Origin of the sequence: Atopobacter phocae ATCC BAA-285 (genome assembly GCF_000526675.1) — a bacterium.
In the GTDB taxonomy this organism is placed as follows: Bacteria; Bacillota; Bacilli; order Lactobacillales; family Aerococcaceae; genus Atopobacter; species Atopobacter phocae.
The window spans coordinates 70030-88916 of sequence record NZ_JAGN01000001.1 but is presented as its reverse complement, the minus strand read 5'-3'; the positions used below and the strand labels follow the sequence as shown (position 1 = coordinate 88916).

Here is an 18887-nt window from a genome sequence, read left to right as displayed (position 1 = left end):
AGTTCCTTGTTAACTTTCAATATTTCGAACACCTTCAACATAGATGTTCACTTTATTTGCTCGAATACCTAAAATTCGTTCTAAATCATATTTCACACGTTGTTGTGTATTTCGGCAAATCTCAGATATTTTTGTTCCATATAAAACAATGATGGAAACATCTACGATAATATTATCTCCATCTTGTTTAATTGAAACACCTCGACTAAAGTTGTCGCGTTTTAATACTTCAATGATACTATCTTTAAATTGATTACGGCTTGCCATACCAACTACTCCATAATTGTCTGTAGCGGCCAATCCCACAACGATAGCAATTACGTCACTATCTAAATCAATTATTCCATATTTTGTTTCTATTTGAACAGCCATGATAGACCTCCTAGCGATGTTTCAATCGTATTATTTTAGACTATTCGTCATTATTTTTATTATAGCATACCATCAAATTATATCATACATCCCACAAATTTTTCATCAATCCTTTTATTTTTATTCATTTTGAGAGATTTTTTCAATAAAATAATTACTTTTAAGTTGCTATTCGGTTAGTACCATGGTAAATTATAAAGGTATATGAGTAAACGTTCGACCTCAAGTATAAGGGAGGCTTAACTATGGCAAAAGTATGCTATATTACAGGACGTAAAACACGCACTGGTAACAAACGTTCGCACGCTTTAAACTCTTCACGTCGTACATTCAAAGCGAACTTACAAAAAGTTCGTATTTTAGTGGATGGTAAACCTAAACGTGTTTGGGTTTCAACTCGCGCATTAAAGAGCGGTAAAGTAACTCGTGTGTAGTTAAAGAGTAAATCTCTTGAAAAGAAGCTGACTTCAGCTTCTTTTTTTTGCCTGTAATCAAAAAAAGAATGCACAAAGTGCATTCTTTTTTTATATTAGAATAATGAAACTAAACCAACAATTAATGCAGATAATAAACTTACTGAGAAACCACCAATCATTCCTTTAGTAGCTAGTCGTGCTAACGTTCCTCTTTTTTCAGGACATAAAATCGAAATACCTGAGATTGAAATGCCAATACTACTTACGTTAGCAAAACCTGCTAATGAGATAGTCAACATTAGTCCTGTACGTGGGTTTAAACCACTTAAAATTTGGCCGAGTTTTCCAAAAGCAACAAATTCATTTAAAATTAATTTTGAACCTAATAATTCACCAGCAACAAAAACGTCTTTGCCCGTTAATCCCATTAGGTAACCAATTGGAGCAAATACATAAGACAAAATTCCTTCTAATGATAAGCCAACTAATCCTAACATACCATTAACTAAAGCAACAATTGAAATCATTGCAATTAACGCTGCACCAATTGCCATTGCCATTGCCATTCCATCCATTGCACCGGCCGATAGAGCATCAAACACATTATGTTTGTTTTCTTTTGCGTCAATTTTAATTGAATCAATTTCTTTCACTTGATCAACTTGTGGTAATAAAATTTTTGAGATAATAACTGAACTAATAGGAACCATCGTTGAAGCAATTAGAAGCGATTCAATTGGAATACCTAAAGCTGTATATCCTGCGATAATACTTACTGACATACTCCCCATACCTGATACTAAGACTAGCATAATTTCACTATCTGTCATCTCTTTTAAATATTTACTAACTAAAATAGGTGAGTCTGTTTGACCTAAAAACATGTTGGCCACTGCTACAAAGCTTTCTACTTCTGATGTACCAAATGCTTTTCCAATAACCCAACCGATCTTTTCAATAACAAATCCTAAAATACCTAGATAAAATAACACGCCTACTAATGCAGATATAAATACTACGTTACCTAAAGTTTGAAAAGCAAAAATGAATCCGGTTGGTGCTTCTGGCATCCCTAAAGAGCCAAAAACAAATTGAATTCCTTCATTACCATAAGATAATACAGTTGTAACAACATCACTGACATTTGAAACAACTAATCGTCCAGCTGGTACTTTAATAATTAAAATAGCAATAACAAATTGTACAATGAGCGCTTTCAAAATTTGTTTTACATTTACACTCGATCGATTACTTGAAATCAAATACATGACCAACAATACGACTACTATCCCTAGAACATTTAATACTGCATTCATTTTTTAATCTCCTATCATTTTGATTTATTTTAAACAAAAAACTTGTTTATAATTTAACAAAACATTTGTCGACAACCAAATTATAAATAAAAACGCTTTTATAGTCAAGTTTTTATTTCGTTTTCTAACACTTTCGAGCTTTTTATGTTTATTTAGATTAATTTTAGTTGTTTATTTGTTTTTTTATAATCATTTCAGTGATAAAAAAAGACTAGACTTCTCAATGTTTCCTAAAAGAAAGTTTAACTAACTTAAGGTCTCATCGAAAGTCTAGTCTCTTTTTTATTAATCACGTGCGACGATTACCGCTATTAATCCTTCATCGAATTGAACTATCGCGGTTTCACTTATAAATTCATTGCTTATTAACGCTAGTGGGTGCTTAATACAACTATTTAAAAGAGGATATTTTACACCGGATAAGGTTAAATTTTTCACTGATGTATATGTTACAAAAGATAAATATTTAAAACCAAGTTCATCATCTATTGTATGGGTGCCCGGTTTGATAAAATGCATTCGATTATTATTTGAAACAAAATGGAGTCGCTCTATAATATCCAGAAGCATCGGATGATATCCAAACCATAAACAAGACATAAGATGATCTAAACGCCCACCCGTAAAACCGTAAATATATATATCACCTTGCAACTGTTCATCAATTACATACTTCAACGCTGTTTCAGTATCAGTTAAATCTTTTTCAGCAGGTAATTTTATAATAGTTGACTGTTGACTCAATTTTTCATATTCGCTATCAGATATGGAGTCAAAATCACCAATACAAATTGTTGGTTGAATATTCAAATCAAGCCATCTTAAACTGCCACGGTCAACACCAATAACAGTGTCATTCGGTGAAATACTAATCAATTTTGAATCAACAAGATCTCCTCCGATATATATATGAATCATTATTCACCTTTTAAACTCTCTATTGCCGTTTCATAATTTTCTTGATTGAAAATATATGATCCAACAACTAATACATCTACACCTGCATCAAGCATTCTTTGACTCGTTGTTTCGTTAATACCGCCATCAACTTCAATTAAATAATGATATTGATTAGCTTCTCTTTGTTCTTTTAACCAACGTACTTTATTTTCCATTTCCTTAATGTAACTTTGTCCACCAAAACCAGGATTTACAGTCATCACAAGAACTAAATCGACACGATGTAAAATAGGTGCTAACCATTCAACAGGTGTACCTGGATTAATCGCCACTCCAGCTTTTGCACCTACATTTTGAATCGCACTAATCGTTCCATCAATATGAGGACAGACTTCCAAATGAACCGTTATAACATCTGCTCCAGCTCTTTTAAATGATTCAATATAAGGTTCTGGATGGGCAATCATTAAATGACAATCAATCGGGATACGAGTTGCGGGACGTATACCTTCTAAAACAGGTAAACCGAATGATATATTTTGTACAAACTGTCCATCCATCACGTCAAAATGAAGCCAATCTGCTCCAGCTTGCTGAATCGCATTAAGTTCCTCGTTAAGTTTTAAAAAATCTGCACTAAGTAACGAAGGTGCAATAATCGCCATGTCATTTACTTCCTCTCATAATGTGGTTTTTGATTTTTTAATTCTTCTAAAAAATTCAAATAATGATTATATCGTTCTTTTAAAAATTCATTTTCTTCTACAAACTCTTTAACGCCACAATGTGGTTCGTGGGTATGTGAACATGGTTTAAATCGACATTGTGTTCTAACATCTTCCCATTCGATAAATGCATTCGCTAAATCCATTACATCCATAAATGGCAGCTGTATCGCGCTAAAACCAGGCGTGTCGGCAATCAATACTTTTTCATAAGGATAAAGCTTCACTGCTCGAGTAGTATGCTTACCACGATTTAAACTTTTAGATATCTCTTGCGTTTCTAATTCTAATTCAGGAATTAATCGATTTAAAAGTGTTGATTTTCCCGCACCTGTTTGCCCCATTAAAATAAAAATCTTCTGGGTATATCGTTTAAATAAATCGGACAATTCATTTGGTTGATTGGATATGACTTCATATCCAATGGACTGATAATGTTTCTTATACTCTTTCATCCGACTCTGTTCATCTTCTGATAATAAATCTTCTTTTGTAAAAATAATAACTCCTTGAATATTTTGCATTTCTAGATACACAAGAAAACGATCTAATAGAATACTGCTAAAGTCAGGATGTTTAACTGATACGACAATTAAAGCAATATCAACATTAGCTACAAGTGGACGAATCAGTTCGTTTTTACGTGGAGCTATTTTTGTTAGTGTAGCTTCACCCGTTTCTCCAACTTCAACATCAACCCAGTCCCCAACTAATGGCTTATTATTATCTTTTCTAAATAATCCACGAGGTTTCGTTCTAATGATCTCGTCATTATCTACTTGAACATCATAAAATCCACTCAACGATTGAATAATTCTTCCGCGCATAATTCACCTCTCTTATATTACTGATTTCTTCCGCCGTAAACGACATTACTATTAAATTCTACTTCTTTACCATCACGAAGAATTCTGTATTGTCCTGAATTTCCAGGCTTCAATTGAATCCCAATAGTTAACTCTGTATTTTCAGTGATTTCAAGTTCTTGAACTGGTGTATCCATTGTATGTACATCATCTTTTACAAAGACTTGAATCAGATTTGATTGTTTTCCATTATTCGTGATACTTGGAGGTAAATAAGATACTTTACGTAAAACTGTAAAGCTTTGTAATTTAGTTTCTTCCGGACCAGTTGAAATCGTAACCGTTAATACATTACCTTTTTTCATCGTACTTCCACCTTCAGGTAATTGACGAATGACACGGCCTTTATCAACAGTAGATGAACTTTCACGGTTAACTACTAATTGTAATTGATTAGATTTAGCATAGTTTTCTGCATTTGCTTCCGTTTGATTGGTTAAATCTGTGACAGCAAATGATTCAGAGCCAATTGCTACCGTTAAGGAAATTGTCGTCTTACTCGGATCAACCTCATCGCCTGGAGTGATACTTTGTCTTAAAATTTTACCGTCCGACATTTCATCAGATTCTTCTTCATAACGTTCAACATTAAATCCGAGTTTTTTTAGTTCTTTTCTTGCTTCTGCATAATCGATACCTGTGTAATCTTTCATTTTCACTAATTTAGAACCGCGACTCACCAATAAGTTAATCGTGGCCCCTTCTTTAACGATTGCATTCGCTTCCGGATCTGTTTTAATGACATTCCCCGCATCAATAGACTCATCTGATCGTTCAGTAATTTTACCGACATGTAGCCCCACATCTTCTAAACGATCTGTTGCCTCAATTTCTGTAAGATTAGTTACGTCCGGTACAGATACTTCTTTTGGTCGACTCATCATATAAGCTCGTCCTAAGAAAAAGGTGAAACTAATTAGCGAAATAAGAAATATAAACAAAATTAATCGTTTAAATATCGATTTCTTTTTTGGTACGGGAGCTACTGTCTTTTGTTTTTTATTTTCTTGATGCTTTTCTTTTAAAATTTGTTCCTTTAAATCTTGTTGTCGTTTAGTTTCTGCTAATAATTCAGGGACTGGTTTTATGACCATGGTTTTTTCTTTAGAATGATCGTTCGGTTGAAATGGTAATTCATTTCGACGATTAGGAGAAAACACCGTTGTTAAGTCCTCATACATTTCCTCACAACTTTTATAACGTTGCATTGGATCTTTTGTCGTCGCTTTTAACACGACATTTTCTAATGATTGTGGAATCTCCGGATATCTTCTTCTTAACGACGGAATCGCTTCTTGAAAATGTTTTAAAGCGATTGAAACCGGACTATCCCCGTCAAATGGAACTTCTCCCATTAGCATTTCATATAGCACAATTCCTAAGGCATAAATGTCTGAACGAATAGTTGCCATACTTCCACGCGCTTGTTCCGGTGATAAATAGTGAACCGATCCAAGCAAGGTATTCGTTTGAGTCACTGAAGTTTCTGATAAAGCCACTGCAATACCAAAGTCTGTAATTTGAACATGATCATTATGATCAATCAAAATATTTTGAGATTTTATATCTCGATGAATAATTCGATGTTGATGGGCCACACTCATCGCTTCCAATAGTTGCTTCATAATGAAAACCGAACGTTGTGGGTCAATTCGTCCATAGTCACGAATAAATTCTTTTAAATCTTCTCCATCATTATATTCCATGACAATATATTGCTGACCTTCTTCTTCATCGATATCATATACGGCAACAATATTCGGATGACTTAATTGTGCTGCTGATAATGCTTCTCGTTTAAAACGTCGAATAGAGTCTTTGTTATTTAAAAAATCAAAGCGAAGGACTTTAACAGCAACTTCTCGATTTAAAATTAAATCTTCACCAAGATAAACATTACTCATTCCTCCACTGCCGATAAAATCGATAATTTTATATCGTCCACCTAGTTTATCGCCAATTGATATCATTTAAGTTCACCTCCATTCATGTTGATCCACAATTAATACCGTTATATTATCTCTACCTCCTGCTTCGTTGGCACTGTGCACTAATGCTTCAGTCCATTCATCAGATGAAGTATTTGCAAGAATGTGTTCGATTATTTGATCGTTTAACATATTGGTTAGACCATCACTACATAACAACAACCATTTAGCGTCATGTAAATCAATGGTCCATTCATCTACTTCTACATCTTTATCTAAGCCCATGGAGCGAGTAATATAATTTTTTTGTGGATGAACTTCGGCTTCTTCTTTTGTGATTTCACCGGTTCTCATTAGTTCATTAACATATGAATGGTCTTCAGTTAATTGATTCATGTGCTCATCTCGATACAAATATGCACGTGAATCACCTACATTTAAAATCAAGGCTTGTTGTCCAATAATAATCGCAACAACCATTGTCGTTCCCATTCGTTCATTTTCTAATTCTGTTTGTGCACGTTCATAAATAGTGTGATTCACATCTTTTACAATATTAATAATAAAAGATTTTGCTTCTTCAATTGTGTTAAATTGAGTTGGTTCAAATGCTTCTTTAAGGGATTTAACGACCAATTGACTTGCAACTTCTCCGGATTTTTCTCCTCCTACACCGTCACATACAACAGTCAAAAGTTGATTTTTTTGATTATATATATAACCTCCATTATCCTCATTGTTTGGTCGCCTTTTACCTACATCTGATTTGAAGTAAACACTCATACTACACCTCTACTGTTTTATTCTTTTATCATTTTAGCAATAAAGAAACCATCTGTTCCATAATGATGAGGAAGAATTTCTAAAAACCCTTCTTCTGTTAAAGATTTCGTCATATTTGTTTCTTTTATTGGAGCAATTTTAAATTGCGGATGGCGCTTGAGAAATGATGCTACTTGTTCTTGGTTTTCTTCGCGAGTTAAAGTACATGTTGAGTAGATTAACTCACCACCTGGTTGAAGTAAATCAACCATTTCATCTAAAATAGCTTGCTGAATCTTTGTTAATTCTTCAATCTGTTGATTAGATATATGATACCTAATATCTACTTTCCGTCGCATCAATCCTAAGCCACTACAAGGCGCATCAACAAGAATTGCATCAAATAATGAATCACCTTCACTCGCTTGTTGTAGCGCTGAAGATAAATATCGTGCATCACTATTTAATACGGTAACATTTGTTTGTTTTAAGTGATGAATATTTTCTTTAATGATTTCAATCTTGTTTTCATTTACTTCATTACTCCATACTTCACCCTGAGGTAAACGTTGACTAAGATGCGTTGTTTTCCCACCTGGCGCAGCACATGCATCTAAAACTTTTTCTGATCCATTAAAATTAAAGTGTTCAACCACTTGTTGACTCGATTCATCCTGAACAATTAACTTGCCTGCCTTAAAAGCATCACTTTGAAAAATTTTACCATCTAAGCTGATAATTCCTAAAGGTGAGACTTTACTTGCTTCAACCTGAAATCCAGCATTCAATAATTCATTTATTAAAGTCATACGATCTAAAGTTTGATCAGTTAATCTTAGTGATAATTTGGGATCCTTTTGAATACTTTCTAGTAACTGATGTGTTTCGTCTTTTCCCCACTGTTCAATAAATCGATTAATTACGGGCATAGGCATACTGTATTGTCTGACCCAATCTTTGTTACGATTCCGATAACTCATTCGTTGGATATCACTTGTTAACATCTGACGTAAAATTGCATTAATCAGCTTGGCTATACCAGGTGATCCCATTTTTTTAGCTGATTCAACGGCTTCATTGACAATCGCATGGTCAGGAATTTTGTCTAAAAATACACGTTGATATACTGCTAATTCTAACACTAACCATACCCAATTTTTTAATTGTTTACCGGTCGTCCAAGTTTTTAAAAGATCTCGTAATTCATAATGATGTTTCATTACTCCATAAACAAGTTGTTGCAATAAGCGTTCATCTGCATCTATTAATGCATATTTTTTTCTTAATTGCATCAATTCTTCGTTTGCTTTTTCATCGCCATATAAGCTGTTCAATAATAATTGAAGTGCTAAGTAACGAATATTGTATGTCTCGTTAGACACGATAATACACCTCTTTCTAACTGAACTATCTTTATATTACCATGCTTCAGGCATGAAAACATAATGGAATTTTTAAATGAATTGATCATTTACTTTTAAGGTTGTTCCATTTAAATACGTTTCAATTGGTAATTTACTTTTTCCTGACGGTTGAACTGTTTTTAAAAGAAGGATGCCATCACCTGTTTGAACATGCAACTCTTCTTTAGTTAAATAGACAATTTGCCCAGGCACTGATTCGTCAGTAATTCCTTGTTTATTAGGTGTATTTAATACTTCACTATCCCAGATTTTAAAACGTTGTCCTTCTAACGTTGTATATGTTCCAGGGAATGGATTGAAAGCACGAATATGACTCCAAATTTCTTCAGCAGATTGATTCCAATTAATTCTTTCCTGTTCTTTTGAAATATTTGGACTATATGTTGCCTGTTCTTCATTTTGTTCTTGAGGCTGTATTTTACCAGCAATTAAATCGTCAATAAATGGAATAAGTGTATCTTCAGCTAATCGACTCAAACGAGTAAATAAATGTCCGACATTATCACTGCGTTTAATAGGTAATATGTGTTGTCTCAAAATAGCCCCTGCATCCATTTTTCGAGCCATTCGCATATAGGTTAAACCTGTTTCGCTATCGTTGTTCCACAGTGCATAATGAACTGGTGCACCGCCACGATATTTCGGTAATAATGATGCATGTACATTGACTGCACCATGACGTGGTAAGTTTAATACAGTTGTTGTCAGAAATTGTCCGAATGCAGCAGTTACTATCAAATCTGCATCAAATTCTTTTAAATACGCCACACTTTCTTTTGAACCGATTTTTTCTGGCTGAAAAACAGGAAGATTTAATTCTAATGCCATTTCTTTAACTGGTGATGGCTTTAGTTCTTTCTTTCTTCCGACTTGACGATCAGGCTGTGTAACTACTAATACCACTTCATGATGACTTTCATGAATTTTTTTTAATAATGGACTTGAAAAAGCTGGTGTTCCCATAAATATAATTTTTGACATAGTATCATCTCCTTAAACAAATTGTTGGGGATTACGTTCAATATCGATAAACAATTTTTTTCTTGCATGTTTTTGTGATGAAAACGCAATTTCATCTAATATTTGATCTAGTCCACCTAATTCTTTATATTTCACTAAAATTTGATAATAATACACACGATTAATTCGTGCAACCGACTGAGGGGATGGTCCCAATACAATTGTTTGATTACCTTTGGCTTGTTCTATCATTTTTTTGATTCGGTATCCTTCTTTTAAAGCCATCGATTCATCCGGACAAGATATTGTTAATTTAGTCATATAATAGTATGGCGGATAATCTCCTTGATGACGTAAATGCATTTCACGTTTAAAAAATCCTTCATAATCTTGATTCTTAACGGTCTGAATAGTGTAATGGTCTGGATTATATGTTTGTATAATCACTTGTCCCGCTTTTTCACCTCGACCTGCTCGTCCACTAACTTGAGTTAATAGCTGATATGTTTGTTCGTATGCTCTAAAATCAGGTAAATTAAGTGACGTATCCGCATTAATGACACCTACTAAAGTAACGTTAGGATAATCTAATCCTTTAGCAATCATTTGTGTTCCTAACAAAATATCTGCTTCTCCAGCTTCAAACTGTTTTAATAAAGTTTCATGCTGTCCTTTTCGTCTCGTTGTATCTACATCCATTCGAATAGTTCGAGCTGATGGAAAGTATTGTTCAATTTCTTTTTCAATTTGTTGAGTACCTGCACCTACTGTTCTCATTTTTTTACTTTGACAACTAGGACAAGTTCTCTTGATTGGTGTTGTATGTCCACAATAGTGACACTTCATTGATTGGTCAGATGCATGTAATGTCAGAGAAATATCACAATTTGGACACATATCCACATAACCACATGTTCGGCATTGTACATAAGAAGAATACCCACGACGATTTAATAATAAAACAATTTGTTCTTGTTTATTCAATCGTGTTTCGATTGCTGTCTTTAATGCACGACTAAAATGACCAGAACTTGCCATTACTTCATTTCTCATATCAACCAGTTCAATTTTTGGTAATTGATAAGATGTAGGTCTTTTAGTCAGTTCTAAATAGTGATAAACCCCTTTTAAAGCACGCGCACGACTTTCTAAGCTAGGAGTAGCACTACCTAGAATCACAGGGCATTGATGGTACCTACTACGCCACAAAGCGATATCACGCGCATGATAGTGTGGATTGACAGATTGTTGGTAACTTGCTTCATGTTCCTCATCTAAAATGATAATCCCTATATCTTTTAATGGAGCAAAAATTGAAGAACGAGCTCCTACAACTACTTTGGCTTCACCACGGCTAATTTTACGCCATTCATCAAACCGTTCACCATTGCTTAAACCACTATGTAACACGGCCACTTCATTACCAAATCTTCTTTTAAAACGCTGTGTCATTTGTGGCGTTAAAGCTATTTCAGGTACTAACATAAGAGCTGTTTTATTTTGTTTTAGAACAATTTGAATCCATTGTAAATAGAGTTCCGTTTTACCACTACCTGTTACTCCATGTAATAAAAATGGTATTGATTGATTTGTATCTAGTGCTTTTTTTACGGGTAAAAAAGCTTTTTGTTGTTGCTCAGTCAATTGAAAAGGCTGTTCAATCTCACCATTATAGTGTTTGTAAGGATCCCGATATACTTCTTTTTCAAATAATGTAACCCATTCTTTTTCTGCAGCTTTTTTGATAACTGCCGTTGATAAATCATATGTTTTAATCAGATCAACTTGTGCCATCTCTTTTACGTGCTTAGACTGTACTATGTCTATTAATGCTTGAATTAGTCGTTTTTGAGCACGATATCTAGGAGCGAGTTCTTCTAGAATTTTTATATACGTATTAAAAGATTGTGTTGGTCGTATAAATAGTTGTTTTTTAATATGTTTTTGATCTTCTACTTTCGTAAATAATTTAACCCAACCCTCTTTATTTAAATCCAATAGTTGTTTTAAAGTACCATCTTTTTCTGCTTGTTTAAATGTTTTAGGTAAATTAAGTGCTTCGTCTAACGGATTTTGAGTCCAATCAAATATTTTCGTGTAGGTTGATTTTAATGCGTTAGGTAACATGGCCTCATAAACGTATGTTTTAAAAGTGAAGTAATGATTAGCCATCCATTCACCTAATTTTAGGAGTTCTTCACTCAACACGGGTTCATCATCTAATACCGAAGTAATTTCTCTAATTTTCCCAGAATATGCTGTTTCAATATTGATTGAAATCACAATCCCTTGGACTAAACGCGTACCAAAAGGAACAAATACGCGACTCCCCTTTTTTACTTGATTGGATAAATGAGTAGGAATGGCATAATAAAAAGGTCGATTAACTTGTGCATTTGGAATATCTACAATGATTTCAGCAATATTCATTTTCATCATCATTCTCCTCCTCTGCATTTAATCAGTAAAAAAAAAGAGTGAAACAGTGTTCACCTCTTTTGTTAATTATTATGTTTAAATTTCTTCCGGTTTTGTATCCGGACGAATATCGAGTTGACCCGCTGCTATTTCTTCAAGGGCTTTCCCAACATCTTTTACTGATTGATAATCATCTAACATTGGCATATTGTGACGCTGTAAATCATGTGCTCGTTTACTTGCAATTGTTACTAGTGAATATTTTGAGTCAATTTGATCAATTAAAGAATCAATGGATGGATATAACATAACATTTATCTCCTTTTTTATTCGTTGTCATTTATTTCTTTTAGTACACGTTTAATCTTTAAATGTTCACTTAAAATAATTGATTCAATTCGATGAACTGCATTATCAACTGTATCATTAACGACAACATAATCATAATGTTTCATTAATTCTAATTCTTCTTTTGCTTTATTCAAGCGTTCATCAATTAATTCAGGTTTTTCAGTTCCTCTTGATTCAATCCGCAATCTCAATTCATCTTGGTTAGGTGGTGATAAAAAGATAAAAATACCATCAGGCATTTTTTCTTTAACTTGTAACGCACCTTGTACTTCAATTTCTAAAAATACATCCTGGCCTTCATCTAACATTTGGTTGACATAATCTAACGGTGTGCCATAAAAATTACCTACATATTCTGCATACTCAAGTAATTTTCCTTGGTCAATCATTTGAATAAATTCTTCCCGTGATTTAAAGAAATAATCTATACCATCACGCTCTCCAGGACGCATTGGTCGAGTAGTTGCAGAGATTGAATAGCTAAACTGTTGGTTTTTTTTGAATATTGCTCCTCTAACTGTTCCTTTACCAACGCCTGATGGCCCGGATAAAACAATTAATAATCCACGTTTTGACATAAAAATAGCTACTCCTTCTCCCTGTTTTCATACTATTGTATCATAAATTCTAATTAAAAAATATAAAAAAAGCTAGGTAAACCTAGCTTTTTTTATATTATACACTCTTAAGTTGATAATTCAAAGAAATTCACTGACCCATATCTTTAACTTTCATAATGCGAATAATACTTGCTCGTTCATTTTCCTCGAGTTTCATTTCAATATAATGAATTGTTTCTTCTAACTGAGGAATCATACGATATTCAAGTGCATTAACGCGACGGCGTGTTTTTTCAATTTCATCTGCCATTAACTGACATGTTTTCTCAATTTCAGATAATTTAAGAAGTTCTTCCATAATTTCTTTCAAGTACACAACGGAATCATCCAACTCACTATTAGAGTTTAAATAACCGTATTGGAATTCATCTTGCACATTATCATCAATTTTAAAACGCATATCCGGAACGTTTACACTCATAATATTTTTTTGATTCAACGTTAGTTCAACACTTCTCGGTGGAATAGCAACTAATTCTTCAATAAATGCTTCATTCAAACTTGCTTTAGCTAAAACGAAGGATTGCATCCCTTTTAATAGCTTTTGTTCAACCGTTTGACGTAATTCATTATTTTGTCGAATTAAATCTATGAACTGACGCATTAATTCATCTTGCTTGTCTTTTAAAAGCTTATGGCCTCTAGTGGATACCTTTAAACGCGCTTTCAACTTTTGGAGTTCCATCCGGGTTGGTTTCACATTTAAACGTGCCAATTAAGCCTCACTCCGTTTCTGTTTGACCAAGATACTCGTCAATCATTTCGTCTTTAATACGTTTCAATTCTGTACGCGGAAGAATTCGTAATAATTCCCATCCTAAATCAAGTGATTCAAAAATTGTACGGTTCGTATAGAATCCTTGATTAATATATTCTTTTTCAAAACGATCAGTAAATTCTACATATTTTTTATCTGTTTCTGTTAACGCAGATTCACCTAAAACGACTGCAAGTTCTTTTGCTTGTTTACCAGTTGCATACGCTGCAAATAATTGGTTCATTGTTGCTGCGTGATCTTTACGTGTTTTTCCTTCACCTGAACCTTTATCTTTCAAACGTGATAAACTTGGCAATACATTAATTGGAGGTTTAATTCCTTGATTGTTTAAGTTTTGATCAAGGATAATTTGTCCTTCAGTAATATATCCCGTTAAGTCAGGAATTGGGTGAGTAATATCATCTTCAGGCATTGATAAGATTGGAATTTGTGTAACTGATCCCTCACGACCTACTAAACGTCCTGCACGTTCATAAATAGTTGATAAGTTTGTGTATAAGTATCCTGGATAACCACGACGTCCTGGAACCTCACGACGAGCTGCTGAAATTTCACGTAAAGCTTCACAATAGTTTGTCATGTCTGTCATAATAACCAATACGTGCATGCCTTTTTCAAACGCTAAATACTCAGCTGTAGTTAAAGCAATTTTAGGAGTTGCAATACGTTCAATAGCCGGATCGTTCGCTAAGTTAATGAACATTACTGAACGATCAATCGCACCTGTTTTTTTGAAATCTTGCATAAAGTATTCTGCTTCATCAAATGTAATACCCATAGCAGCAAAAACTACGGCAAATTTTTCATCAGAATTTAAAACAGTCGCTTGACGAGCAATTTGAGATGCTAACTCTTTATGAGGTAAACCACTTCCTGAAAACACTGGTAATTTTTGTCCACGAACTAAAGTATTTAAATGGTCAATCGCTGAAATACCTGTTTGAATAAACTCATCTGGATAGTCACGAGAAACTGGGTTAATCGCTTGTCCATTAACATCTAAGTTATCTTCTGGAATAATTGCTGGACCATCATCAATAATATTACCCATACCATCAAAAATACGTCCAACCATGTCTTCAGAAACATCAAGTGATAACGGTTTTCCACGGAAACGAACTTTTGTATCGCGTAAGTTAATTCCACTTGGTCCCTCGAAAATTTGCACCATTGCTTTGTCATTTTCAACTTCTAAAACTTGACCATGACGCATTGTGCCATCTTGTAATTCAATTTCAACCAATTCATCAAACTTAACGCCTTCAACTTGTTCAACCATCATCAAAGGGCCGACAACTTCAGTAACTGTACGATACTCTTTAAGCATGATGTGTCATTCCCCCTTTTTGAATTGTTTGTTTAATATCTGCTGTTACTTGTTCAAATAATTTATCGATTTCTTCCATCTTGTCTTCACTTATAAATTTTGAACGAGCAATACGGTCACGAACAACTGTTGTACCTTCCATAATTTCATCATAGTAAGTACCCACTTTCATCGCTTCACGCGCTTCCGTTTCAAAATGTAAGATAAGATTAAGCATTTTCGCTTGTTTTTCACGACTTGAGAATGTATCTACATCGTCAAAAGCATTTTGTTGCAAGAAGTCTTCACGTAACATACGTGCAATAACCATTGTTAAGCGGTCACGTTCTGATAAACTTTCAAGACCAACTAAACGTACAATCTCTTCTAAACTTGATTCTTCTTGTAATATAGCCATTGCGTGACGTACTGATTCAGCTAATCCATCTTCAACTTCATTGTTAATCCATTCGCCTACTTCGTCATTATATAGAGAATAACTTGTCAACCAGTTCATTGATGGGAAGTGACGTTTTTGACTAAGTGTTGAATCTAGAGCCCAGAATACTTTTACAACACGTAATGTATTTTGAGTAACAGGTTCTGAAATATCCCCACCTGGAGGAGAAACGGCTCCAATAGCTGTAACACTTCCTTCACGACCATCTTGACCATTAGTAATTACTCGACCTGCACGTTCATAGTATTGAGCAATACGGCTACCCAAGTAAGCAGGATATCCTTCATCCCCAGGCATTTCTTCTAGACGACCAGACATTTCACGAAGCGCTTCTGCCCAACGACTAGTAGAATCCGCCATAATCGCAACACTATAACCCATATCACGGAAATATTCAGCAATTGTAATACCTGTATAGATTGATGCTTCACGAGCAGCAACAGGCATATTAGAAGTATTAGCAATTAATACTGTACGTTCCATAATTGATTCACCAGTATTAGGATCAATTAACTCAGGGAATTCGTTCAGTACGTCTGTCATTTCATTACCACGTTCGCCACAACCAACGTATACAACGATATCCACATCTGCCCATTTAGCAATTTGATGCTGAACAACTGTTTTACCAGCACCAAAAGGACCAGGAACAGCTGCAGCTCCACCTTTTGTAACCGGGAAGAATGTATCAATAACACGTTGCCCTGTTAACATTGGCACATTAGCATTTAACTTACGTTGGAAAGGACGACCTTGACGAACTGGCCATTTTTGTAATAATGTTCCTTTAAATTCACGGTCAAGCTCTTTATCGTAAACAACATAAACAACATCATCTACAATATAGTCACCCGCTTCAATTGATGTAATTTCACCCTTAATACCATTAGGTACCATAATTCGATGTTCTACTACTTTTGTTTCTGGAACTACCCCAACGATATCTCCAGCTTCAACATAGTCACCAACTGATTTACGTGGTTCAAATGTCCATTTTTTATCACGTGGAAGTGGATCAACGTGTACCCCACGTTGTAAGAAATCTGATTCTGTTTCATTTTTAAACGTATCTAATGGACGTTGAATTCCATCAAACATTTGTGACATGATTCCAGGACCTAATTCGACTGATAAAGCCTCACCTGTTGTATAAACAGGTTCGTTTGGTCCTACACCACTTGTTTCTTCATAAACCTGAATAGAAGCTACATCACCACGCATTTCGATGATTTCTCCAATCAAGCCTAGATCCCCTACGCGACAAATATCTTGGATATTAGCATCCGCCATACCTTCGGCAGTCACAAGTGGTCCTGAAACTTTAATTATTCTACCTTTTTTCAAAAAACTTCCTCCTAACCGGCTAGCTATAAGATATTTTGACCAACAGCTTTTTCAACATTTGCTTGTATACGATCTAAACCAATATTTAGACTACCTGAATGATTCGGTATTAAAATGATGGCTGGACTTACAACTGCATCATAACGATCAATTGTTTCAGGAATTTCTTTAGCTAGTTGTTCTGTCAAATAAATAATTCCAACGTTTTCAAGAGCTAGTGAATCAATTAAGCGTCTTGCTTCGCTCGATGCATTCGTTGGATACACATCGAAGCCTAAAATTTTAAATGGCAACACGGAATCCTTATCGCCAATTACTGCAATTTTATGCGACATAAATCGGATGCATCCTTTCTCTAATTTGATCAACACTAAACCCATTATTTTTACCTACTAAAATTAAGCGTAAGTTTTTTACTTCCATTTCTAAAGCAAAAAGATAAGCTAAGACAGGCATTGGACCAAATCCTTCAAAAACTGCCGTTTCTAAAAAGCTATGTAGTACGCGATCATTTAGTAGCTCTAATTTAACGGGATCATACTCACTTGTATCCCCAGAAAAAATAGACGCTAAGTGGTCTTTATATTCTTTATGTTCAAATAATTTAATCGCATCAGCAACATCCCCAGTATCTGATTCATTCACTAAATCTGTTTTAGTAATCGTTCCTGAACTAGATAATACCGTCATCATAAAACTACGAGACTGTTCTTGGCGACGACTGCGCAATAGTGTATTCATATTTTCCAAATCAATTAATGTATCGATTAAGAATGTAAAGCGTTCATCATTCAATTCTTCTGATAATTTGCGAAGATGTTTGAAGTAATAAGTATCCATAAATACATCAGCAGTTTGAACACGATGATACGTTTCATAATCTTCAATCGCTCCAACAACCCCTTCAACCATTACAGCTGGCAAATGTTCAGATTGACCAGTCTGTACTAAGTTTTGAAGAGATTTTTTCTTAAAGCTTCCGATTGGAATAATTAAATGCGATAAATTTTGTTTTGTAAAGCGAGCCTTCAATAACACTTTTAAGTTATGGTATGTATAACGTAAAGCAAAAATATTAATTACCCGTTGATCTGATACTTCATCAAATAAACGTTGATAACCAGCCGCTAATTCATTGGTTAATACGGCTTCAAAATTTTTACTTTCTTCTAGTTCATCAACATCGAAGGCGTAACGAGTTTTTTTCAATTGAACTAATGCTTCACGCAAACCATCTGCTTGAAGTAATGATTCAAAATCTGCTCGATCTAAAAGTTCGTTTTCTAAAACACGAACAGTTGTATTTACACTGTTATAAGCTTGATCAGTCACTCATGAGCCTCCTTACTTTTGAAATACCTCACGTGCAAGTGTTGTACCGAAATCCTTTTGCATATCTTTAATAAGATCACGGTATAGATAATTGTAGTTAACAATTTCATCTCGAATAATGAAACCTGCTTCATTAGGAAGCGTCTCTTCACTCAATTGAAGGTTAGGCAATTGTGCAACCAATTGTTCTTTTTCTTCATGATTTAATCGTTCACTTGTTAAACGTCCTAATACTAGTTGGTAGTTTTTTTCTGGTAAAGATTCAACAACATCTTTTAAAAATTGCTTAACTGTTTCAAAAGACCAGTTTGTCATTGCTTCATAAGCACCATCAAATACCCCATCTAAAAGTGATTGTTTATGTCTAAGTAAATCTTTTGAACGATCATTGTCTAGACGTTGTTTCATTCGTTCAATATAAACTTGTTGGTTTTGACGAATTGTTTGTTGTTCGTCCATTGCATTTTTAGCAATTTTTTCTTTTTCATGTGTTAAGTGTTGCATGATTTCTTTTTGTTTTAGTTCAAAATGACTTTTCGCTTCAGCAGTAGCTGAGGATAAGACAGATTCTTTTAGCGTACTTAACTCTTTCATAATAGTTCTATCCTC

At 34.3% G+C, this 18887-nt stretch carries 19 protein-coding genes; 1 reads left to right on the top strand and 18 read right to left on the bottom strand.

Annotated features, from left to right (window positions below; genetic code table 11):
• Positions 1 to 9: 9 nt before the first annotated feature.
• Complete coding sequence (locus tag L866_RS0100425; RefSeq protein ID WP_025728062.1) at positions 10 to 372, bottom strand: Asp23/Gls24 family envelope stress response protein; 363 nt, start codon at positions 370 to 372, stop codon at positions 10 to 12.
• Positions 373 to 617: 245 nt separating this feature from the next.
• Here L866_RS0100425 and rpmB point away from each other — a divergent pair, with 245 nt between their 5' ends.
• A complete protein-coding gene (rpmB, locus tag L866_RS0100420) occupies positions 618 to 806 on the top strand; it encodes a 50S ribosomal protein L28 (protein ID WP_025728060.1) in 189 nt (62 codons plus the stop codon).
• A 95-nt stretch (positions 807 to 901) separates the two neighbouring features.
• Here the strand turns inward: rpmB and L866_RS0100415 are convergent, their stop codons facing one another.
• The 17 genes from L866_RS0100415 to L866_RS0100335 all read right to left on the bottom strand — a co-directional run bounded on the left by L866_RS0100415 (position 902) and on the right by L866_RS0100335 (position 18872).
• Complete coding sequence (locus L866_RS0100415; protein ID WP_025728058.1) at positions 902 to 2104, bottom strand: NupC/NupG family nucleoside CNT transporter; 1203 nt, start codon at positions 2102 to 2104, stop codon at positions 902 to 904.
• A 285-nt stretch (positions 2105 to 2389) separates the two neighbouring features.
• On the bottom strand, positions 2390 to 3022 hold the full coding sequence (locus L866_RS0100410) for a thiamine diphosphokinase (protein ID WP_025728057.1): 633 nt from the start codon (positions 3020 to 3022) through the stop codon (positions 2390 to 2392).
• Positions 3022 to 3669 carry a ribulose-phosphate 3-epimerase gene (rpe, locus tag L866_RS0100405; protein WP_025728055.1) on the bottom strand — a complete coding sequence of 216 codons (648 nt, stop codon included), beginning with the start codon at positions 3667 to 3669 and terminating at the stop codon, positions 3022 to 3024. The genes L866_RS0100410 and rpe overlap by 1 nt, the downstream gene beginning before the upstream one ends.
• Positions 3670 to 3674: 5 nt before the next feature.
• Positions 3675 to 4556 (bottom strand): ribosome small subunit-dependent GTPase A, encoded by an 882-nt coding sequence (gene rsgA / locus L866_RS0100400; protein ID WP_025728054.1) that lies wholly within the window; start codon positions 4554 to 4556, stop codon positions 3675 to 3677.
• 17 nt (positions 4557 to 4573) lie between these two features.
• Positions 4574 to 6565 (bottom strand): Stk1 family PASTA domain-containing Ser/Thr kinase, encoded by a 1992-nt coding sequence (gene pknB, locus L866_RS0100395; RefSeq protein WP_051452826.1) that lies wholly within the window; start codon positions 6563 to 6565, stop codon positions 4574 to 4576.
• 6 nt (positions 6566 to 6571) lie between these two features.
• Positions 6572 to 7306, bottom strand: coding sequence for a Stp1/IreP family PP2C-type Ser/Thr phosphatase (locus L866_RS0100390; protein WP_025728050.1), 735 nt, complete (start codon positions 7304 to 7306; stop codon positions 6572 to 6574).
• Between the two features lie 17 nt (positions 7307 to 7323).
• Positions 7324 to 8667: a 16S rRNA (cytosine(967)-C(5))-methyltransferase RsmB gene (gene rsmB / locus L866_RS0100385; protein WP_025728048.1), complete on the bottom strand. Its 1344-nt coding sequence runs from the start codon at positions 8665 to 8667 to the stop codon at positions 7324 to 7326.
• Between the two features lie 72 nt (positions 8668 to 8739).
• Complete coding sequence (gene fmt / locus L866_RS0100380) at positions 8740 to 9690, bottom strand: methionyl-tRNA formyltransferase (protein ID WP_025728046.1); 951 nt, start codon at positions 9688 to 9690, stop codon at positions 8740 to 8742.
• A gap of 12 nt (positions 9691 to 9702) precedes the next feature.
• On the bottom strand, positions 9703 to 12108 hold the full coding sequence (priA, locus tag L866_RS0100375; protein WP_245578414.1) for a primosomal protein N': 2406 nt from the start codon (positions 12106 to 12108) through the stop codon (positions 9703 to 9705).
• Between the two features lie 75 nt (positions 12109 to 12183).
• Positions 12184 to 12396 carry a DNA-directed RNA polymerase subunit omega gene (gene rpoZ / locus L866_RS0100370; RefSeq protein ID WP_025728042.1) on the bottom strand — a complete coding sequence of 71 codons (213 nt, stop codon included), beginning with the start codon at positions 12394 to 12396 and terminating at the stop codon, positions 12184 to 12186.
• 17 nt (positions 12397 to 12413) lie between these two features.
• Positions 12414 to 13016 (bottom strand): guanylate kinase, encoded by a 603-nt coding sequence (gene gmk, locus L866_RS0100365; RefSeq protein ID WP_025728040.1) that lies wholly within the window; start codon positions 13014 to 13016, stop codon positions 12414 to 12416.
• A 130-nt stretch (positions 13017 to 13146) separates the two neighbouring features.
• Positions 13147 to 13773, bottom strand: a complete 627-nt coding sequence (locus L866_RS0100360) for a V-type ATP synthase subunit D (protein WP_025728038.1) — start codon at positions 13771 to 13773, stop codon at positions 13147 to 13149.
• A gap of 7 nt (positions 13774 to 13780) precedes the next feature.
• Positions 13781 to 15163 (bottom strand): V-type ATP synthase subunit B, encoded by a 1383-nt coding sequence (locus L866_RS0100355; protein ID WP_025728036.1) that lies wholly within the window; start codon positions 15161 to 15163, stop codon positions 13781 to 13783.
• Positions 15156 to 16946, bottom strand: coding sequence for a V-type ATP synthase subunit A (locus L866_RS0100350; protein WP_025728034.1), 1791 nt, complete (start codon positions 16944 to 16946; stop codon positions 15156 to 15158). Before L866_RS0100350 ends, L866_RS0100355 begins: the two co-directional genes overlap by 8 nt.
• A gap of 23 nt (positions 16947 to 16969) precedes the next feature.
• Positions 16970 to 17281, bottom strand: a complete 312-nt coding sequence (locus L866_RS0100345; protein ID WP_025728032.1) for a V-type ATP synthase subunit F — start codon at positions 17279 to 17281, stop codon at positions 16970 to 16972.
• A complete protein-coding gene (locus L866_RS0100340; protein ID WP_025728030.1) occupies positions 17271 to 18278 on the bottom strand; it encodes a V-type ATPase subunit in 1008 nt (335 codons plus the stop codon). Before L866_RS0100340 ends, L866_RS0100345 begins: the two co-directional genes overlap by 11 nt.
• A 12-nt stretch (positions 18279 to 18290) precedes the next feature.
• Positions 18291 to 18872 (bottom strand): hypothetical protein, encoded by a 582-nt coding sequence (locus L866_RS0100335; protein WP_025728028.1) that lies wholly within the window; start codon positions 18870 to 18872, stop codon positions 18291 to 18293.
• Positions 18873 to 18887 lie beyond the last annotated feature (15 nt).